The sequence below is a fragment of the Catenuloplanes japonicus genome, from assembly GCF_000717135.1.
Taxonomy (GTDB): domain Bacteria; phylum Actinomycetota; class Actinomycetes; order Mycobacteriales; family Micromonosporaceae; genus Catenuloplanes; species Catenuloplanes japonicus.
Genome location: NZ_JNXY01000003.1, coordinates 56,024 through 72,395 on the forward strand (window position 1 = coordinate 56,024; position 16,372 = coordinate 72,395).

The following is a 16,372-nucleotide window of genomic DNA, read 5'->3' on the forward strand; positions in this document are numbered from 1 at the left end:
TCTACCGTTCCCGGCCGCCGGGCCGTGCCGTCGGGGCCGGTTGCCGGCGCCGGCTGAGATTCCCGCGCCCGGCCAGCAGCGTCGCCGCGCCCAGCACGAGCAGCAGGACGCCCACCGCGAGCGGGATCAGCACCCGAACCCCCGTCACCGGCAGCCCGCCACCGCTCCCGGACCCGACCGCCGCCACCAGCGCCCGCACCTCCCCGTCCGGGCCGACGCCCTGCGCGAGCAGCGTCCGCGTGCCCGGTGGCAGCGTGATGGAGGCCGACACCCGGCCGTCCACTCCGGCCACCGGCAGCGTCACGGTCGCGTGCCCATCCGCCCGATAGGCCGCCAGCGCCACCGTCGATCGCGGCAGGAACCCGTCCCCGCGCACCGCGGCCCGGCTGTCCGCCACCTCAACACCAAGATCAAGAGCATCCGTGGGTACGTCGTGAGGGGCCTTCGGCGCGCGCGGCGTGACGCTGCCCGGCGCGTAGGCGGGCACGCTCGTGCCGTTGCTGCGCACGAAGACCCGGTACGACACCCCCGCCGTCGCACCCAGCACGCACCCGAACGTCCGCCAGTCCAGCGTGTCGCAGGTCGCGCCGCCCGGCTCCGCGTAGGCGACGTAGTTCGCCACCCCCAGCTCCATCGGCGGGTTTCCCCAGCTCACCCGGATCGACGACACGCCCGCCACCGCCACCACGTCCACCGGCGGATCCGGCACGGCGGTCGTTACGGTGCCGGCGGGCGACGGGCTGAGCGGGGAGGTGGTCAGGACGAGCGCGAGCGCGGCACCGAAACGAAGGATCACTCTCGACAAAATAGGGCAAATTTGCTTAAAAGCCCCCGGATGGGCCGCCGTGTCGCCGGCCCGTCAGCCGCCGGCGCCGCCGCTCGCGCCCGCGGCCGCCGCCTGCTCCGCGTTCCACATCGTGATGACGACGCCGAGCACGAACACCTGCAGTGCCGGCTCCAGCCCCGGAAGATCCGCCTCCACGCCGGTGCGCCAGAACCCGGTCCGCCGGATCACGCCACGCCGCCCCGCGTCGTCGTGCAGCTCCTGGTCACCGCTCCAGAACGAGGTGCGCCGGAACTGGTACACCCGCCCGTCCGCCTCCACGGTCCACCGCTTCCGCCCGACCTTGCTCGCCTCCGCCACGGTCCGCCCGTCCGCGTCCGTCATGTGGAACGACCGTCCCCACACGCTGCTCCGCACCCGGTAGCCCCGCCCGCCCAGCGCGAAGTCCCCGCCCTGCCGCCAGAACGAACCGCTCCAGGTGGCGACGACCCCGCCGTCCGCGCTGATCTCGTATCGGTCCCGCCAGAAACTCGCCTTCTTGGCCGTCAACATCCCCCGATGCTAAGTCCCGCCGTCTCGTCCCGCCCGCCACCGCCGCGCCCCCGATCAGGCATGCCTCACTCGGTCGCCGCACCGGTGGCATTGCGTGTAGTCACGACAATGGCAAGATCAGCATCGAAGCGGAGGATTTCTCTGAACGGCGGTCCGGGTGTCCCGGCGGCGCCCCACAGAGATCAAGGCCACCGCATGGCCCGATCCGCAAGTCACCGGCTCCACGCGTAGCCACGATCCGTGCGGCTTCCGATTCGCCCGGTTTTCGGTGCGTGCGGTTTCCGGTCTGTGCGGCTTCTGATTCGTCCGGTTTTCGGTGCGTGCGGTGTTCGGTCTGTGCGGCTTCTGATTCGTGCGGCTTTCAATGCGTGGGGACTCCGGCCCGTGCGGTTTCTGATTCGTGCGGTTTCCGGTCCGCGTGGTTTTTGATCTGCGCGGCTTTTGATTTGTGCAGCTTCCGACTCGCATGGCTTCTGATTCGTGCGGCTTCTCCTCTGTGCGAGTTGACTCGCAGGTCCGGTTCCGGCAGGCGCCGCCGGGCGCTCCGCGCCCGAAATTTCGCCATTTATCGCTGCTGCGGATGCGTCGCCACGCTGGCGATCAAGGCGGAGATCGAATGGCCATCCGTGACAGATACGTGAGGCACCTTATGGGTCACCCATAAGGTGCCTCACGTATCTGTCACCAGGATCGGGTCTCGGGTTCCGGTCGAGATCAGAGCTCCAAAGCACGCGGCGAGGCTGCGGAAGGGCCCGGGTAGCTATTTCATGAAATTTCGGGCGCGGTGCGCCCGGGTCGTGCGCCCGGGTCGTGCGCCCGGGTCGTGCGCCCGGGTCGTGCCTGGCCCGGCTCCGATGTGGAGACCTCCGGGACGGCGCGGAGAACCCCGGCGGGTCGTCTGCTGCCCAGGGACAACGACGCCCCCGGTGGTGCTGGTCGGTGGCGTCAGAGTGCGCTGAGGAGCGCGGCCCTGTCCGGTTTGCCGGCGGCGGTCAGCGGCATCTCGCCGATCACCGTGATGCGGGCCGGGACCGCGGCCTCGCCCAGCTCGGCGCGGACCAGGGCGCGCAGAAGATCAAGATCCGGAGGCCCATCGGCGGGTACGACGAACGCGTGCACCGCCTCGCCCGTCTCCACCGACGGCACGCCCACGACCTGCGCCTCGGCCACGGACGGATGCGCGGACAGCACCCGGGCGATCGGCACCGCGTACTGCACGTTCGCGTTCACGATGATCACGTCGCGGGTGCGGCCGGCCAGGTGCAGGTAGCCGTCGGGGTCGAGGAAGCCCAGGTCGCGGGTGCGGACCCAGCCGTCGGTGAAGACGGCCGCGCTCTCCTCCGGATCGTCGAGGTAGCCGCACGCCTGCGCGGGCGTCCGCACGAACACCTCGCCGATCGCGCCGGCCGGGCACTCCGCCCCGTCCGCACCCCGGATCGAGATCGTGGTGACGGACGGCGGGCGGCCGACCGACGCCCGTACCCCCGGGGTGGTCATCTCCTCCGGCGCGGTCATCGTGATCATGCCGGTCTCGGTCTGGCCGTACCCGTGGAAGACCACCGGGCCGAGCACGTCGATCGCGGCCGAGAGCAGCGCGGGGTCGAGCGGCGAGCCGGAGACCATCAGCGCGCGCAGCGACTCCGGGCCGGAGCCGTCCGCGCGGGCGGCGGCCACCAGCGCGCGCAGCTTCGCGACGGTGATCACGGTGGAGGTGGCGCGGTGGCGGATGATCGCGCCGGGCAGGTCGGGGCGGGCGGCGACGAGCGTGCCGCCGGCGGCGAGCGCCATGACGCCGTACTCGATCATGACCTGGCTGGACAGCGTGCCGAAGAGCAGGTGGCGTTGCAGGCGGGGTGCGAGGCTGCGGATCGCGTGCGGCCACCGTTCCGGGTGCGGTGCCCAGCCGGCGCCGAGTGCGGCGTAGGTCTGGAGGCAGCCCTTCGGCAGTCCGGTGCTGCCGCTGGTGTGGATGACCCGCGCGATGTCGCCGGGCCGCGCGACCGGCACCGGCGTCTCCGGCGGGCCGCCCAGGAGGTCCGGCAGGAGCAGCAGCCGGTCCGCGTCGGACAGTTCGGCGGCGCGGGCGGGATCCGCGATCACGGCCGCGTCGCCGTTCTTCAGCAGGTGCGCGAGGTGGGACGCGGGCAGGCCGGGCCGGATGCCGGTCACACGCGTGCCGGCCACGTGCGCCGCGACGATCGCCGCGAACGCCTCGGCCGTGACGCCGACCGCGAGCGCGAGCCCGTCACCCGGACCGATCCCGGCCCTGGTCAGGCCGCCGCCGATCCGGCCGACGAGCGCCAGCATCTCCGCGCCGGTGGTGTGCCGCTCGCCGTCCTCGAACACCACCCGATCGCCGGCGGCACGGAGCAGATCAAGGACCACCTGGGGGTACGGGCGGTCAGCCATCGGCCAGCGCCTGCTTCACGAAGACCTCCAGCGGCATGCGGTGCACCGTGGGCAGATCCCAGTGGTTCTCCAGGTTCTCGGCCAGGTGGTGCTCTCCGGCCGGCGCGCCGTCGCGGTAGTGGCGGACCACCGGGTGCAGGTAGCTGGCGTCGTGCGCGGCCAGCGGGTCGTTCTCCGCGATCCGGGGCACGGTGACGTCGAACGGGTCGACGGTGTCGTGGTCCGGCCCGTACTCCAGCGTCACCACGAACGCGTGCCGGTGCGCGCCCAGCCCGCCCTCCCGGTGGTACGCGACCGGCACCTCCTCGTGGTACCGCGCCTGCGCGCCGTCCACCGTGACGATGTCGCCGAGCACGCCGAACTGCTGCCACAGGCCGGAGGAGCGGTTGACCCGGTCGATGATCGCGTCCGCCACCCCGGCCGGGCCGAGCGGCGTGGCGGGCCAGGGCGCGTCCTCGTACCGCTGCATCAGGATCCGGTGGAGCGCCCGCACCGCGTACCGGAAGCCGTGGATGAAGCCGTTCGTGGAGCGCTTGAAGTCGCGCTGCTGGCTGAGCGTGCCCGCGACGTAGAGGCCGGGCACGTTCACCGACTCGAACGCCGGGGTCTGCGCCGGGAACCGGTCGTTGATCGCCAGCTCGGGGCGGGCCGTGCCGTCGAAGATCGAGGCGTCGAAACGGAAGCCGGTGCACAGGATGACGCGGTCGTAGTGCAGCACCCGGATCGCCTCGGTGGTGCGCGCGTAGCGGAACTCGACCCGGAATCCGCCGTCCGGCCGCCGTGCGATCAGCTCGACCGTGCCGTCCAGGACCGCGTTGCCGGACTTCAGCTGGTACGTGTCCAGGAAGTTGTTGTTGACGGCGCGCAGGTGCCCGACGTAGTGCGTCTGCCAGGCGAACCGGATCGAGTGCGGCCCGGCCACGTGCACGGCCGCGGTGGTCTCCACCAGCGCGTCCGCGGTCTCGAACGCGGAGTTGCCCTTGCCGATGATGAGCACGCGCTGGTCGACGAAGTCCTCCGGGTCGACGCTCACCGTGTCGTAGCGCTCGGCCAGCTCCACGCCCGGGATCGGCGGCACGTACAGCCGCGAGACGCCGGTGGCCACGATCACCCGCCGCGCGCGATGCTCCACGCCCGATCCGTCGGTCAGCGTGAAGACGTCGTCCGCGCGCGCGACGCGTACCACCTCGGTGTGGTATTGGATCTTGTCTTTGAGCGGCGCGGCGAAGCCGGCCAGGTAGCGCAGCAGATCGTCCGCGCCCGGGAAGTAGCGGCGGCTGTAGTGGGCGAAGCGCAGCGCCGGATCCTCGGTGAGCAGCGAGTTCCAGTCCATGCGCAGGGCCCGTTCCGGATCCGGCTGTCCGGTGTAGACCTTGTTGATGGAGATGAGCTGCCGGTGCCGCGGATAGGTGCGGAAGAACGTGCCCGGCGCCGGTCCGGCCTCCAGCACCGCGAAGTCACGGCCGTCGCGCTCCAGCAGCGCGGCGAGCTGCAATCCGGCGGGCCCGGCACCGATGATCAGATAGTCGCGCGTCATGCCCGGCGAGGCTATTCGCGCCTTTTCAGAGCGGCTCTGAGATTCGGCGCCTAGCCTCGCCGGACATGGCGCTCGACCTGCCCGGCCCGCTGCACCTGGACGACCTGCACGCGGCCGCGTCCCCCATCGCCGTCGGCCTGCCCGCGCCGGCCCGCGCGGCCGTGACCGAGGGCCGCGCGTTCCTCGCCGGCGCGCGCGGCCCGATCTACGGCTCCACCACCGGCTTCGGTGCGCTGGTCGGCTATGCCGGGCGGGCCACCGGCGCGGACCAGGCCGACAACACGCTCGCGCACCTCGGCGCCGGCCAGGGCCCGGACCTGCCGCTGCCGATCGTGCGCGCGGCGCTGCTGGTCAGGGCGGGGTCGCTGGCGCGCGGGCTGTCCGGCGTCTCCCCGCACGTCATCGACGCGCTGACCGCGGCGCTCGGCACCACGTTCACGCCCGCGGTGCCGCGGTACGGCTCGGTCGGCGCGTCCGGCGACCTGATCCCGCTGGCCTACGCGGCGCAGGCGTTGCGCGGGCGCGGGCACGCCTACCTCGACGGCGCGCGCCTGCCCGCCGCGGACGCGCTGGAGAAGGCCGGGCTCGCGCCGCTGACGCTGGACGGGCGGGACGCGCTCGCGCTGGTCAACGGCGTGTCCGTGACCACGGCCGCGCTCGGCCTGGCGCAGCGCGCGGTGCATCGCTCCCACCGGTCGTTGCAGCTGCTCACCGCGCTGCTGGCGGACACGCTGGGCTGCGACCCGCAGTTCCTGGACGCGCGGCTGATCGCGGCCTACTCACATCCGGGCGCGGCGCGCGTGGCGTCGTTCATGCGCGCCCGCCTGGCCGGCGCGGTGCCGTCGGGGGACCGGCCGCTGCAGGAGCCCTACAGCATCCGGTGCGCGCCGCAGCTGCTCGGCGCCGCGTCCGACGCACTGTCCTACATCGACGGCGTGCTGGCCGCGGACCTGGTGTCGGTGAGCGACAACCCACTGCTGTTCCCCGGTACGGACGGGGCGGTGCTGCACGGCGGCAACTTCTTCGGGCAGCCGGCCGCGTTCGCCGCGGACCATCTGGCGCTGGTGATCGCGCAGCTCGCCAACCTCGCGGAGCGGCAGCTCGATCTGCTGGTCGACCCGGCCCGCAACACCGGCCTGCCGCCGATGCTGGCAGCCGGACCGGGGCAGCAGCACGGCCTGCAGGGCGTGCAGCTCGCGACGACCGCGTTCGCCGCCCACATCCGCCGCGACGCGACGCCGGCCGGGATGCAGAGCCTGCCGACGAACCTGCACAACCAGGACGTGGTGCCGTTCGGGACGCAGGCCGCGCTGCGCGCCTACGACCAGGCGGAGCTGTTGCACCTGCTGTGCGGTTCGCTCGCGCTGGGCCTGCGCCAGGCCGCCTACGTGGGCGCCCGCAACCCGACCGCCCCGGCCTGCGCCGCCCTCCTCGACCGCCTGGAAGCGGCCGTCCCGCCCATCGATCCCGACCGTCCGCTCGACGCCGACGTGCGCGTCGCCGCCGACCTGGTGGCCGCCACGACCTGAGCCGGTGGCCCGGAACACGTCGCACAGGCGCGACGGGCCGGCGTGAGCGGCCACAGGGTGACGTGATGCCCGAACGAGGAGCGGCCGGGCCGGCGCGGCCGGCCGCCGCCGATGCGACGCTGCGGGACCTGATCCTGGCCGGGGACCGCTGAGCGAAGGGTCAGGCCAGCAGCCGGGAGGAGCGGTTTCCCGGGTGCGCGGCGAGCCGGTCCAGGAGCACGCGGGTGTCCTCGGTCCAGTCCGGGCCGGGGACCAGGATCTTCGACGGGGGCACGTCGTCCTTGCCGTCGAGGGCGAGCGCCGCCGCGCGTACCCCCTGGTGGTCCAGATTGTGCGCGCGGAGCGCGTCGCCGCCGCCGTAGTTCTCCCAGAAGATCCGGGACATGTGGGGGTACGCCTCCGCGACCGCATGCGTGATCAGGAGCGCCAGCAGCACGTCGTCGGTCCGGGTGGCGCGGTGCTGCTCCCTGGCGATGCGGTCGGCCTCGAGGCGGGTCCACATCACCGGGCGCTGCGCGTGGTTGACCTCGCGGGCGAGCACGGAGAACAGCACCCGGTCCTTCAGGCCGCGACCCCGGTAGCGGCTGCGGCACAGCAGCGCGTCGCGGGCCGGCCGCAGCTCCGGCTCCAGACGATCCGCAGTGGACGGTGCGGCTCCGGCGAGGACCGCCTCCGGGTCCGCGCCCGCGTCCCGGACGACCGCGCACGCCTCGGAGGCCGGGTCCGCGAGCAGCGCGGCCAGCAGCGTCTCGCGGGAGTCGTCCGTGACGGCACGCAGCGCGGCCGCGGCGGCTTCGGAGAGCGGATACACGTGGTCGAGGGCGTCGCGGACGGCCGGGTACTCGTCGAACGGGCCCTCGGCCGGCTCTCCGTCCGCGGTGACGACCCGGTCCGCGCCCGGCTCGGCCGCGGCCCGCCCCGGCGTGACCAGTACGGTCCGGACCACTATCGGCGTGATCTCGAACGCGTCCAGCAGCGGCGACGTCTCCCTGTCGTGCGCGGCCGCGTAGAGCAGGTGCCCGGTGCCGATCGGGCCGCCGGCCGCGAAGCCGCGCGCCCTCGCGATCGTGCCGGTGATCCTGTCGCCGGCCGCTACCTCGTCCGCCATCGCCGTCTCCTCGTTCGTACCTGCGTCGACCTTGACGGTAGGGCCCGCGGAGTCCGGTCCCATCGCCCCGCCGGTCGATCTCCGTCTCTACCGATGGTTAGAGGGAGGCCGGATGCCGTCCAGCGCCATGGTGAGCACGCGGTCGCGCTGCGCCTCCTGGACGAAGTTCGCCCCGCTGACGCCGTTGACCAGGAAGAGCACGTCGTCGAACGTGACGTCGCCGCGCGCCAGGCCGGCCTGCTGGGCGCGTTCCAGCAGCGGGCGCCCGGCGGCGTGGATCATGTCGCGGCCGGACACGAACATCTCCTCCCGGTGCGCGATGGCGTCGTAGATCGCCTTCTTCGTGGTCGCGTAGCTGACGAACTGCCGCAGCCAGCTCTCCAGCGCCTCCCACGGCTCCAGACCGCCCGGCTCGGCCGCCATCGTGGCGAGCGCCTCGACCTCGTCCAGGTAGACGGCCTCGAACAGGTGCCCGCGGGTGGGGAAGTTGCGGTAGAGCGTGGCGATGTTGACGCCGGCCAGGCGCGCGATGCCCTCCAGCGACGCGCCGGCGCCCTCGGCCGCGAAGACAGTGCGGGCCGCGTCCAGCAGCGCGTCGAAGTTGCGGCGGGCGTCCGCGCGGGCGGGGCGGCGCACGACGTGGCGGGGCTCGGTGGCGGCCATCACACATCACTCCAGGAGCAAGTCAAGGGGGTCCTGCGCTAAAGTCAAGGCGGTCCTTCGCTTATCTGAAGGGCCCCCTTACTTTATCCGGCATCGGAGGAACACCATGACCACCATCGGTTTCATCGGCAGCGGCAGGATCGGCGGCACGCTCGCCCGACTCGCGGTCGACGCGGGCCACGACGTCGTCCTCAGCAACAACAGCGGCCCGGACAGCCTGCGGGACCTGGTCGCTGCGCTGGGCCCGCGTGCCCGCGCGGCCACCCCGGACGAGGCTGCCACCGCGGGCGAGATCGTCGTGGTGACCATTCCGATCAGGGCGTACCGGCAGATCCCGGCCGCGGCGCTGCGCGGGAAGACCGTCATCGACACGCTCAACTACGACCCGGCCCGGCAGGGGCACGTCGCCGAGATCGACGCCGCCGGCACCCCGGCCGAACTGCTGCTGCAGCGCCACCTGACCGGCTCGCACGTGGTCAAGGCGTTCAGCACCGTGTTCTTCGCGCACCTCGCCACGCTCGGCCGTCCGGCGGGCGCGGCCGACCGCAGCGCGCTGCCCATCGCCGGCGACGACGCGGACGCGAAGAAGGCCGTCACCGCGCTGATCGACTCGCTCGGCTACGACGCCTACGACGCCGGCCCGCTCGCGGAGAGCCGCCGGTTCGCGCCCGGCACGCCCGCGCAGCTCGCCCACCTCGACCCGGACGGCATGTTCGCCGCACCTGGCCGTCCCGTGTCCCCGGAAAGGCTCGCCACCCTTCTCGAATCCTGGAACACCGGCGTGGAACGCCGGCTCGTCGAGACGCTCTACCGCGCGATCGGCGGCGAACCCGACCTGCTCGACGACGTGCTCGCGCCGGACTGGGAGGACATCCCCAGCATCCCCGGGCAGCCGCTCGGCCCCGCGGGCATGAAGCCGCACATCGCCGACTTCCACCGGGCCTTCGCGGACGCCCGCGTCATCATCCACGACATCGTCGCCGTCCCGGGCATGGTGGCCGTGCGCGGCGCGCTGGCCGGCACGCTGCGCGCCGAGTTCCTCGGCGTCCCCCCGAACAACCGCTACGACGAGATCACCATCCACGAGTTCCACCAGATCGAGAACGGCCGGATCCGCCGCAGCTGGCACCTGGAAGACCTGCACGGCTGGAAGTCCCGCAACGCGCTGTGAGTGTGGAGGCGGGAGCCTCCGAGTGACGGAGTCACTGTTGCCACGCCGTTGATGCTCCATTTAGCCCTTTCGGGCGACCACCGGCGAATGAGGATCACCCGAAAGGGGCGCAGAGGAATTCGAGAGCCTCGTTAGCCCGCATTAATATGACGACCGTGACCCCTGATCGTCATGCTCGGCGTAGCCGGGCGCCGCGAAGCGCTTCCATATCCGGAATTCCTCGGGAGATCCGGCACCAGCGCTCCTCGGACGATTCACACGTGATCGTTTATTTTCAGCGCCACGTCGACGACGATCCGACCCGCTGTTCCCCGGGGCGGGATTTTCTCCTCGGATGTCAGCCGACCGTGCGTGCGAAATTCAGCGCTGCCCTGATCGCCGTGGCGACCGCGCCGCCGAAGCGGTTCGCAGGTGGTGGCTACTGGGAGGCGATGCACGGCGAGATGGGCGGCTGGTACGAGATGCGCATCGACGGGCCGGGGCGTCGGCATCATCGGCTTTTCTGCCTGATCGACATGGAGGCCGAGGGCTGGCGTCAGCCTCTGCTGACCGTGGTGGCCGGACTCGCCAAGCCGTTTCGTACCACGTTCACCGACCGCGACTACAAGAATGTCCGGGAACTGGGTGAGGAGTATCGGTCGCGTAATCCGCGATCGCTGCTGGAGCGCTGAGATCTGCTTGCCGAAACCGGCCGATCAGGCGACGGCGATGTCCTGCCGCTTGACCCGGAGCCAGTCGGTGAGAGCTTTTATGTCGCCGTGCATTCCGCTCAGCAGTGGCTCGACGGTGTGAGCGTGTTCGTCCTCGGGAATCGGCTCCAGGGTGAGCCGCAGGCCGAGCGGCGCGGCCAGTTCCGCGACCGTGCCCAGGGTCGGATTGCTTCCTTGAGTGGTGGTCAGCAGCCGGCGGACGGTCTGGGGAGCGGTGCCGGATGCCCGTGACAGTGCGGCCTTGCTCAGACCGGCGGCGGTGCGTGCCTCGTCGAGCTCGTTGACGATCCGGTCCACCGCTGCGATCCGCAACGTTTCGATGATGAACGCGCGCAGGAAGTCGGGGTCCTTGAGATCCTCGGCGAGATCGTTCCAGAACACGTCGCCTGCGTCGCCAACATCACTCTGAGTCATGTCTGGCCCTTCGGTCGGCGGCAGCAAAACTGTAGCATAAATACAACAACTGCTTGGGCTGTCAAGGGGTGCGGCACACGAACGAGCGGTTGGATGTCGATGGATTGTCGTTGCGATGCCTTTGAAGATCATAAGAATCGGACACCGGTGAGGGTGAGTCGTAACCGGGCATCAAACGTTCGTTCCTTGAGCGGCCGTGCGAGGTGCGGTGAGCGTGGGATGCGGCGCGTTCTCACCCTGGGTAACCGCACTGGGGTGCTTGCCGTACCCCTGAGTTTTTTCTGAAACCGGCTGCCTAGCGTCGCCCGGGTGACGGATGCGACGCGGGATTACCTCGTTCTCGGTGCGGGGCCGGCCGGGCTTCAGCTGGCCGCGCTCATGGAGGCGGGCGGCGACGACTACCTGGTGTTGGAGCGGGCGGCCGCACCCGGCGCGTTCTTCGCGCGATATCCGCGCCACCGGACGCTGATCTCGATCAACAAGCCGCGCACCGGGTCGGAGGATCCGGAGCTGAACCTGCGCCTGGACTGGAACTCGCTGCTGTCCGCGGATCCGGCGCTGCGCTTCACCCGGTACAGCGACCGTTATTTCCCGGACGCGGACGACCTGCTCCGCTACCTGGCCGACTTCGCCGAGCCGCTCAAGGACAAGATCCGATACAACGCCGACGTGGTACGGGTGGAGCGCGCCGACCACGGGTTCACGCTGACCGACGGGTCAGGCAGGGAGTACCGCGGGCGGCGGCTGATCGTCGCCACCGGCGTCTCCAAGCCCTATACCGCCCCGATTCCCGGGATCGAGCTGGCGGAGAACTACGCGGACATCTCCACCGATCCCAAGGACTACTGGGACCAGCGGGTGCTGATCATCGGCAAGGGGAACTCCGCGTTCGAGACCGCGGACGCGCTGATGGAGACGACCGCGCTGATCCACGTGGCCGGGCCGAGTCCGGTCCGGTTCGCGTGGCGCACGCACTACGTCGGGCATCTGCGCGCCGTGAACAACAATTTTCTGGACACGTACCAGCTGAAGTCCGCGAACGCGGTCCTGGACGGCACGGTCCGCGGCATCGAGCGGGACGGTGACGGGTTCCGGGTCGCGTTCGCGTTCTCGCGCGTGAACGAGGTGGTCAAGGAACTGCGCTACGACCGGGTGATCGCGTGCACCGGCTTCGCGTTCGACGCGGGCATCTTCGCGGGGGCGGCCCGGCCCGAGCTGACGATCAGGGACCGGTTCCCGCGGCAGACCCCGGCGTTCGAGTCGGCCACGGTGCCGGGGCTGTACGTCGCGGGCACGCTGTCGCAGGAGCGCGACTTCAAGAGGTCCACGAACGGCTTCATCCACGGCTTCCGTTACGCGGTGCGGGCGCTCCACAAGATCCTGCGCCAGCGGTACGCGGACGAGCCGTGGCCGGCGACGCCAGTGGAGAAGGACGCGATCACCGACGCGATCATCGCCCGCGTCAACCGCTCCTCCGGCCTGTGGCAGCAGTTCGGCGTGCTGGCCGACGTGGTCACGGTGGACGGAGAGCAGGCCGGTTATCACGAGGAGGTCCCGGTCGCCTACCACCTTGAGGGCGGCCTGGGCGCGCACCGGGACGCGTTCGTGGTCACGCTCGAGTACGGGCCGGACCACGACGCGGTGGACCCGTTCGACATCGAGGTCTCCCGGATCTCGCAGGACACGCCCGGCCAGGCGCACGACGCGGCCTACCTGCACCCGGTCGTCCGCCACTACCGGGACGGCGCGCTCACCGGCACGCACCACCTCGCGGAGAACCTGGAGAATCGCTGGGACCGGCCGGACGTCCACCGGGAACCGTTGCGGGCCTTCATCGCCGCCATGGTCGCGCCATGACGACGGTGACGCTGCACGACGTCGCCGAGAGCGCGCGCCGCCGTCTGGAGCCGGCCCGCTACGACTTCTTCGCCGGCGGCGCCGGTGACGAGCGCACGATCAGGGCGAACACGGCCGCGTTCGACCGGTGGCGGCTGCTGCCCCGCGTGCTGCGCGCGACCGGCGTGCCGGACCCGTGCCTGGAGATCCTCGGCGTGCGGACCCGCAACCCGGTCCTGATCGCGCCGACCGCGTTCCACCTGCTCGCGCACCCGGACGGCGAGGTGGGCACCGCACGCGCGGCCCGGGACGCCGGCACGATCATGACGGTCAGCATGGCGTCCACCCAGTCGCTGGAGGAGGTCGCGACCGCGGGCGCGCACCTGTGGTTCCAGCTCTACCTGCAGCCGGACCGGGACTTCACCGCCCACCTGGTGAAGAAGGCCGCCGGCTGTGCCGCGCTGGTGGTGACCGTGGACTCGCCGGTCTTCGGGCGCCGCGACCGCGACCTGCGCAACAACTTCCTCGACCTGCCGGACGGCTTCGCCTGCGAGAACATGCGCGACCCGGCGACCGGCGAGGTGCGCGGCATCGTGATGGACCCGGCGCTCGGCTGGGACGACATCTCCCGGCTGCGCGACAGCACCACGCAGCCGATCCTGCTCAAGGGCGTGGTGCACCCGGCGGACGCACGCGAGGCGGTCGCGCGCGGCGTGGACGGGATCATCGTGTCGAATCACGGCGGCCGCCAGCTGGACAACGCGGTCGCCACGCTCGACGTGCTGCCCGGCGTGGTGGACGCGGTGGCGGGCCGGGTGCCGGTGCTGATGGACGGCGGTGTCCGGCGCGGGACGGACGTGGTGACCGCGCTGGCGCTGGGTGCGAGCGCGGTCCTGATCGGACGGCCGGTCATCTGGGGCCTGGCCTGCAACGGGGAGCAGGGGGTGCGGCACGTCCTGGAGCTGCTGCACGAGGACGTGGTGAGCGTGATGACGCTCGTCGGCGCGGCCCGGCTCGCCGACCTCGGTCCGGAGCTGCTCACGACATGAGCGCTCTCCTCGTACCCCCGCTGCTGTTGATCGTGTGGTTTCTGCCTGGTTTTCTGCCGCCGCTGGTGGTGCGGTTGCGGGAGTGGATCTTCACGCGGGTGAACGGGGCCGAGGGCATTCCGGTGCCGGGCCCGCTGGTGGACGCGGAGCATTTCGCCCGGGTGTACGAGGATCCGGCCGCGGACGGGCGCAGTCGCGGCGCCGGACTGTCCGACCTGTTCTGGTACTGGCTGGCGCCCGGTCCGCAGATGCACCAGGAGCACCTGGAGCCGGGGGAGCGGTACGCCGCGGTCGCCAAGGTCAGCCGCCGCGTGCTGGCCGTGCCGCACTCGCGGTCGGAGCAGCTGGCGACGGACGCGACACGACGCGCGCTCGACGAGTTGCCGCTCGGGAGATCGAGCCACGTCCGGTTGCGGGACGCGATGATGCCGATCTGGGCCGAGGTCTACTACGAGCTGGTCTTCGACGAGCCCTGCCCGCCGGAGACGCGCGCGATGATCGTGGCGAACGCGCACGACGTGGTGACCGCGCTCAAGGGCTGCGGGCTGCGGCACATGGACCGCCGCGACCGGCTCACCCGCTATCTGCAGGCCAGGATCGAGGACGGCAGCTGCCCGGTCGTGCTCCCGCCGCCGTTCACCGCGCGCGAGACCGCCTGGTACCTGCAGGGGGCGTTCTTCAACACCGCGGTCGTGCAGATGTCCGAGGCGGCCGCGCACGTGCTGCTGGCCGTCGCGCAGCACCCGTCGGCCATCGCGGAGAGGACGGACGACGCGCTGGACCGGGTCATCGACGAGACGCTGCGCGTGCATCCGCTCTTCGGCGTCGCGCACCGGATCACGTCCGCGCCGATCGAGGTCACGCCGCGGGTCACGCTGCCGGCCGGTTCCGTGCTGCTCTTCAACTACCTGGCGTTCCAGCGCACCGGGCCGGCCGCGGACGACACGTTCGACCCTGATCGCTGGCTCAGTCTGAAGCGGCGGGACGCGCACTTCATCCCGTTCGGCGTGACCGCGAACCGGGCCTGCCCGGCCCGCGGCTCCGCGCCGGTGATGCTCCGCGCGGCCGTCCGCGAGGTGGTGCGGCGCTTCACGCTCGCGTCGTCCGTCACGCACAGCCGCTCGCTGCCCTCGCGCGGCCCCTGCTACCTGACGCCGGCCGGCGTCCGCCCGCCGGGCCGGGCCCGGCTGACCGCGATGCGCTTCCGCGACCGGTGGGCGGACGTGGGCCGCAGCCTCACGCAGCTGACGCTGGGCAGCTGGATGGTCGTCGACGCACGCCGGCAGCGGTTGTGCGCCACCTACTTCGAAGGGGGAGGCCTGTGAGTCCCGTCGATCTCGCACCACGGTTCTTCATCGCGGTCGCGGTGATCCTGCTCTTCTGCAGGCTCGTCGCCTGGCTGCTCGGCAAGGCCGGCCAGCCCGCCGTGGTCAGCGAGATGCTGGCCGGCGTGCTGCTCGGCCCGTCGCTGCTCGGGCTGCTGCTGCCGGACGTGCAGGCCGCGCTGTTCCCGCGCGAGCTGTATCCGGTGCTCTACGTGGTCGGCCAGGTCGGGCTGGTCATCTTCATGTTCGGCGCCGGGTACGCGTTCCGCTCGCACCGCATCGACGGCCTGGCCGGCACCGCGGGCGCGGTCTCCGCCGCCGGCGTGATCGCACCGCTGATCCTCGGCGTGCTGCTCGTGCTGGTCGCCGGCGACCACGTGGCCGTGCTGAAGGAGGGCGTGCCGATCGGCGTCTCCGCCACGTTCGTGGGCGTGGCGCTGGCCATCACCGCGTTCCCGATGCTGGCCCGGATCATCACCGAGCGCGGGCACGCCGGCACCCGGCACGGCTCGGTCGCGCTGGCCAGCGGCGCGATCGACGACGTGGTGGCCTGGATCCTGCTGGCCTGCGTGCTCGCGGTCGCGTCCGGCGCGGTGACGCCCGCGCTGATCACCGTCGGCGGTGCGGCGCTGTTCGCGGCCCTGATCTGGTACGCCGCCCGCCCGCTCACCCGCGTCCTGATGGCCACCGACCGGATCGGTGAGAACGTGCGGTTGCTCGCCATGGTCGCGCTGCTGTTCCTGGTCGCCTGGTACACGGACGAGATCGGCCTCTACGCGGTGTTCGGCGCGTTCTCGATCGGCGTGATCATGCCGCGGACCGCGCGGACCGAATCGGTCGTCGGCACGCTCAATCCGATCTGCCAGATCGTTTTCCTGCCGCTGTTCTTCACGTATTCCGGCCTGCGTACCGAATTCGCGCTGCTCTCCGATCCGGCCGTGCTGCTCTTCGCGCTGGCCTGCGTGGCGCTGGCCGTGGCCGGCAAGTTCGGCGGCTGCTGGGCCGCGGCCCGGTTGCGCGGGGAGTCGCAGCCGGTGGCGCTGCGTCTCGGCGCGCTGATGAACGCGCGCGGCCTGATGCAGCTCATCGCGCTCAACGTGGGACTGGAGGCCGGTATCGTCGGCCCGGCGATGTTCACCGCGCTGGTCCTGGTCGCGCTGGTCACCACGCTGATGACGACGCCGCTGCTGTCCCTGCTGGACCGGCGGGACGCCAGTCGCGCACCTGTATCCCCGGCGGTCGTGATCGGTTCCCGTTGAAATCAGAGACATTTACCACTGTCGTT

Annotated in this window: 14 protein-coding genes; 7 read left to right on the top strand and 7 right to left on the bottom strand. The window is 71.6% G+C overall.

What is annotated here, in order from left to right:
* Nucleotide 1 precedes the first annotated feature (1 nt).
* The 4 genes from OP04_RS05950 to OP04_RS05965 form a co-directional block, all read right to left on the bottom strand.
* A complete protein-coding gene (locus OP04_RS05950; protein ID WP_033338513.1) occupies nt 2-796 on the bottom strand; it encodes a hypothetical protein in 795 nt (264 codons plus the stop codon).
* A gap of 63 nt (nt 797-859) precedes the next feature.
* Nucleotides 860-1,336 (bottom strand): LURP-one-related/scramblase family protein, encoded by a 477-nt coding sequence (locus tag OP04_RS05955; RefSeq protein WP_033338514.1) that lies wholly within the window; start codon nt 1,334-1,336, stop codon nt 860-862.
* Nucleotides 1,337-2,281: 945 nt separating this feature from the next.
* Nucleotides 2,282-3,745 carry a class I adenylate-forming enzyme family protein gene (locus tag OP04_RS05960; protein ID WP_033338515.1) on the bottom strand — a complete coding sequence of 488 codons (1,464 nt, stop codon included), beginning with the start codon at nt 3,743-3,745 and terminating at the stop codon, nt 2,282-2,284.
* Nucleotides 3,738-5,282 (bottom strand): NAD(P)-binding domain-containing protein, encoded by a 1,545-nt coding sequence (locus OP04_RS05965; RefSeq protein WP_033338516.1) that lies wholly within the window; start codon nt 5,280-5,282, stop codon nt 3,738-3,740. The genes OP04_RS05960 and OP04_RS05965 overlap by 8 nt, the downstream gene beginning before the upstream one ends.
* Before the next feature lie 65 nt (nt 5,283-5,347).
* Between OP04_RS05965 and OP04_RS05970 the strand changes: the two genes are divergently transcribed.
* Nucleotides 5,348-6,811 (top strand): HAL/PAL/TAL family ammonia-lyase, encoded by a 1,464-nt coding sequence (locus OP04_RS05970; protein ID WP_033338517.1) that lies wholly within the window; start codon nt 5,348-5,350, stop codon nt 6,809-6,811.
* A 160-nt stretch (nt 6,812-6,971) separates the two neighbouring features.
* Here the strand turns inward: OP04_RS05970 and OP04_RS05975 are convergent, their stop codons facing one another.
* Together OP04_RS05975 and OP04_RS05980 are read right to left on the bottom strand one after the other, a co-directional pair.
* Nucleotides 6,972-7,919 (bottom strand): Clp protease N-terminal domain-containing protein, encoded by a 948-nt coding sequence (locus OP04_RS05975; protein ID WP_198153737.1) that lies wholly within the window; start codon nt 7,917-7,919, stop codon nt 6,972-6,974.
* An 87-nt stretch (nt 7,920-8,006) separates the two neighbouring features.
* The gene (locus OP04_RS05980) at nt 8,007-8,582 is read right to left on the bottom strand and encodes a TetR/AcrR family transcriptional regulator (RefSeq protein WP_033338519.1); all 576 of its coding nucleotides are present in this window, start codon (nt 8,580-8,582) and stop codon (nt 8,007-8,009) included.
* 106 nt (nt 8,583-8,688) lie between these two features.
* Here OP04_RS05980 and OP04_RS51415 point away from each other — a divergent pair, with 106 nt between their 5' ends.
* On the top strand, nt 8,689-9,753 hold the full coding sequence (locus OP04_RS51415; RefSeq protein WP_085066259.1) for an ester cyclase: 1,065 nt from the start codon (nt 8,689-8,691) through the stop codon (nt 9,751-9,753).
* Nucleotides 9,754-10,013: 260 nt separating this feature from the next.
* A complete protein-coding gene (locus OP04_RS05990; protein WP_033338520.1) occupies nt 10,014-10,424 on the top strand; it encodes a hypothetical protein in 411 nt (136 codons plus the stop codon).
* 24 nt (nt 10,425-10,448) lie between these two features.
* Here OP04_RS05990 and OP04_RS05995 read toward each other — a convergent pair whose 3' ends face one another.
* The gene (locus tag OP04_RS05995) at nt 10,449-10,904 is read right to left on the bottom strand and encodes a helix-turn-helix domain-containing protein (RefSeq protein ID WP_198153738.1); all 456 of its coding nucleotides are present in this window, start codon (nt 10,902-10,904) and stop codon (nt 10,449-10,451) included.
* Between the two features lie 282 nt (nt 10,905-11,186).
* Here OP04_RS05995 and OP04_RS06000 point away from each other — a divergent pair, with 282 nt between their 5' ends.
* The 4 genes from OP04_RS06000 to OP04_RS06015 are packed head-to-tail and all read left to right on the top strand — an operon-like array spanning nt 11,187 to nt 16,346.
* Entirely contained in the window at nt 11,187-12,734 is a 1,548-nt protein-coding gene (locus tag OP04_RS06000; protein WP_033338521.1) for an NAD(P)-binding domain-containing protein, read from the top strand.
* Nucleotides 12,731-13,762 (top strand): alpha-hydroxy acid oxidase, encoded by a 1,032-nt coding sequence (locus tag OP04_RS06005; protein WP_033338522.1) that lies wholly within the window; start codon nt 12,731-12,733, stop codon nt 13,760-13,762. The genes OP04_RS06000 and OP04_RS06005 overlap by 4 nt, the downstream gene beginning before the upstream one ends.
* Complete coding sequence (locus OP04_RS06010; RefSeq protein WP_033338523.1) at nt 13,759-15,087, top strand: cytochrome P450; 1,329 nt, start codon at nt 13,759-13,761, stop codon at nt 15,085-15,087. The genes OP04_RS06005 and OP04_RS06010 overlap by 4 nt, the downstream gene beginning before the upstream one ends.
* The gene (locus OP04_RS06015) at nt 15,084-16,346 is read left to right on the top strand and encodes a cation:proton antiporter (protein WP_033338524.1); all 1,263 of its coding nucleotides are present in this window, start codon (nt 15,084-15,086) and stop codon (nt 16,344-16,346) included. Before OP04_RS06010 ends, OP04_RS06015 begins: the two co-directional genes overlap by 4 nt.
* Nucleotides 16,347-16,372 lie beyond the last annotated feature (26 nt).

Coding starts and splice junctions, on each gene's coding strand:
- OP04_RS06010 (WP_033338523.1), top strand. CDS start 13,759: ATGAGCGCTCTCCTCGTACCCCCGCTGCTGTTGATCGTGTGGTTTCTG.
- OP04_RS05955 (WP_033338514.1), bottom strand. CDS start 1,336: ATGTTGACGGCCAAGAAGGCGAGTTTCTGGCGGGACCGATACGAGATC.
- OP04_RS05965 (WP_033338516.1), bottom strand. CDS start 5,282: ATGACGCGCGACTATCTGATCATCGGTGCCGGGCCCGCCGGATTGCAG.
- OP04_RS05980 (WP_033338519.1), bottom strand. CDS start 8,582: ATGGCCGCCACCGAGCCCCGCCACGTCGTGCGCCGCCCCGCCCGCGCG.
- OP04_RS06005 (WP_033338522.1), top strand. CDS start 12,731: ATGACGACGGTGACGCTGCACGACGTCGCCGAGAGCGCGCGCCGCCGT.
- OP04_RS05960 (WP_033338515.1), bottom strand. CDS start 3,745: ATGGCTGACCGCCCGTACCCCCAGGTGGTCCTTGATCTGCTCCGTGCC.
- OP04_RS51415 (WP_085066259.1), top strand. CDS start 8,689: ATGACCACCATCGGTTTCATCGGCAGCGGCAGGATCGGCGGCACGCTC.
- OP04_RS05970 (WP_033338517.1), top strand. CDS start 5,348: ATGGCGCTCGACCTGCCCGGCCCGCTGCACCTGGACGACCTGCACGCG.
- OP04_RS05975 (WP_198153737.1), bottom strand. CDS start 7,919: ATGGCGGACGAGGTAGCGGCCGGCGACAGGATCACCGGCACGATCGCG.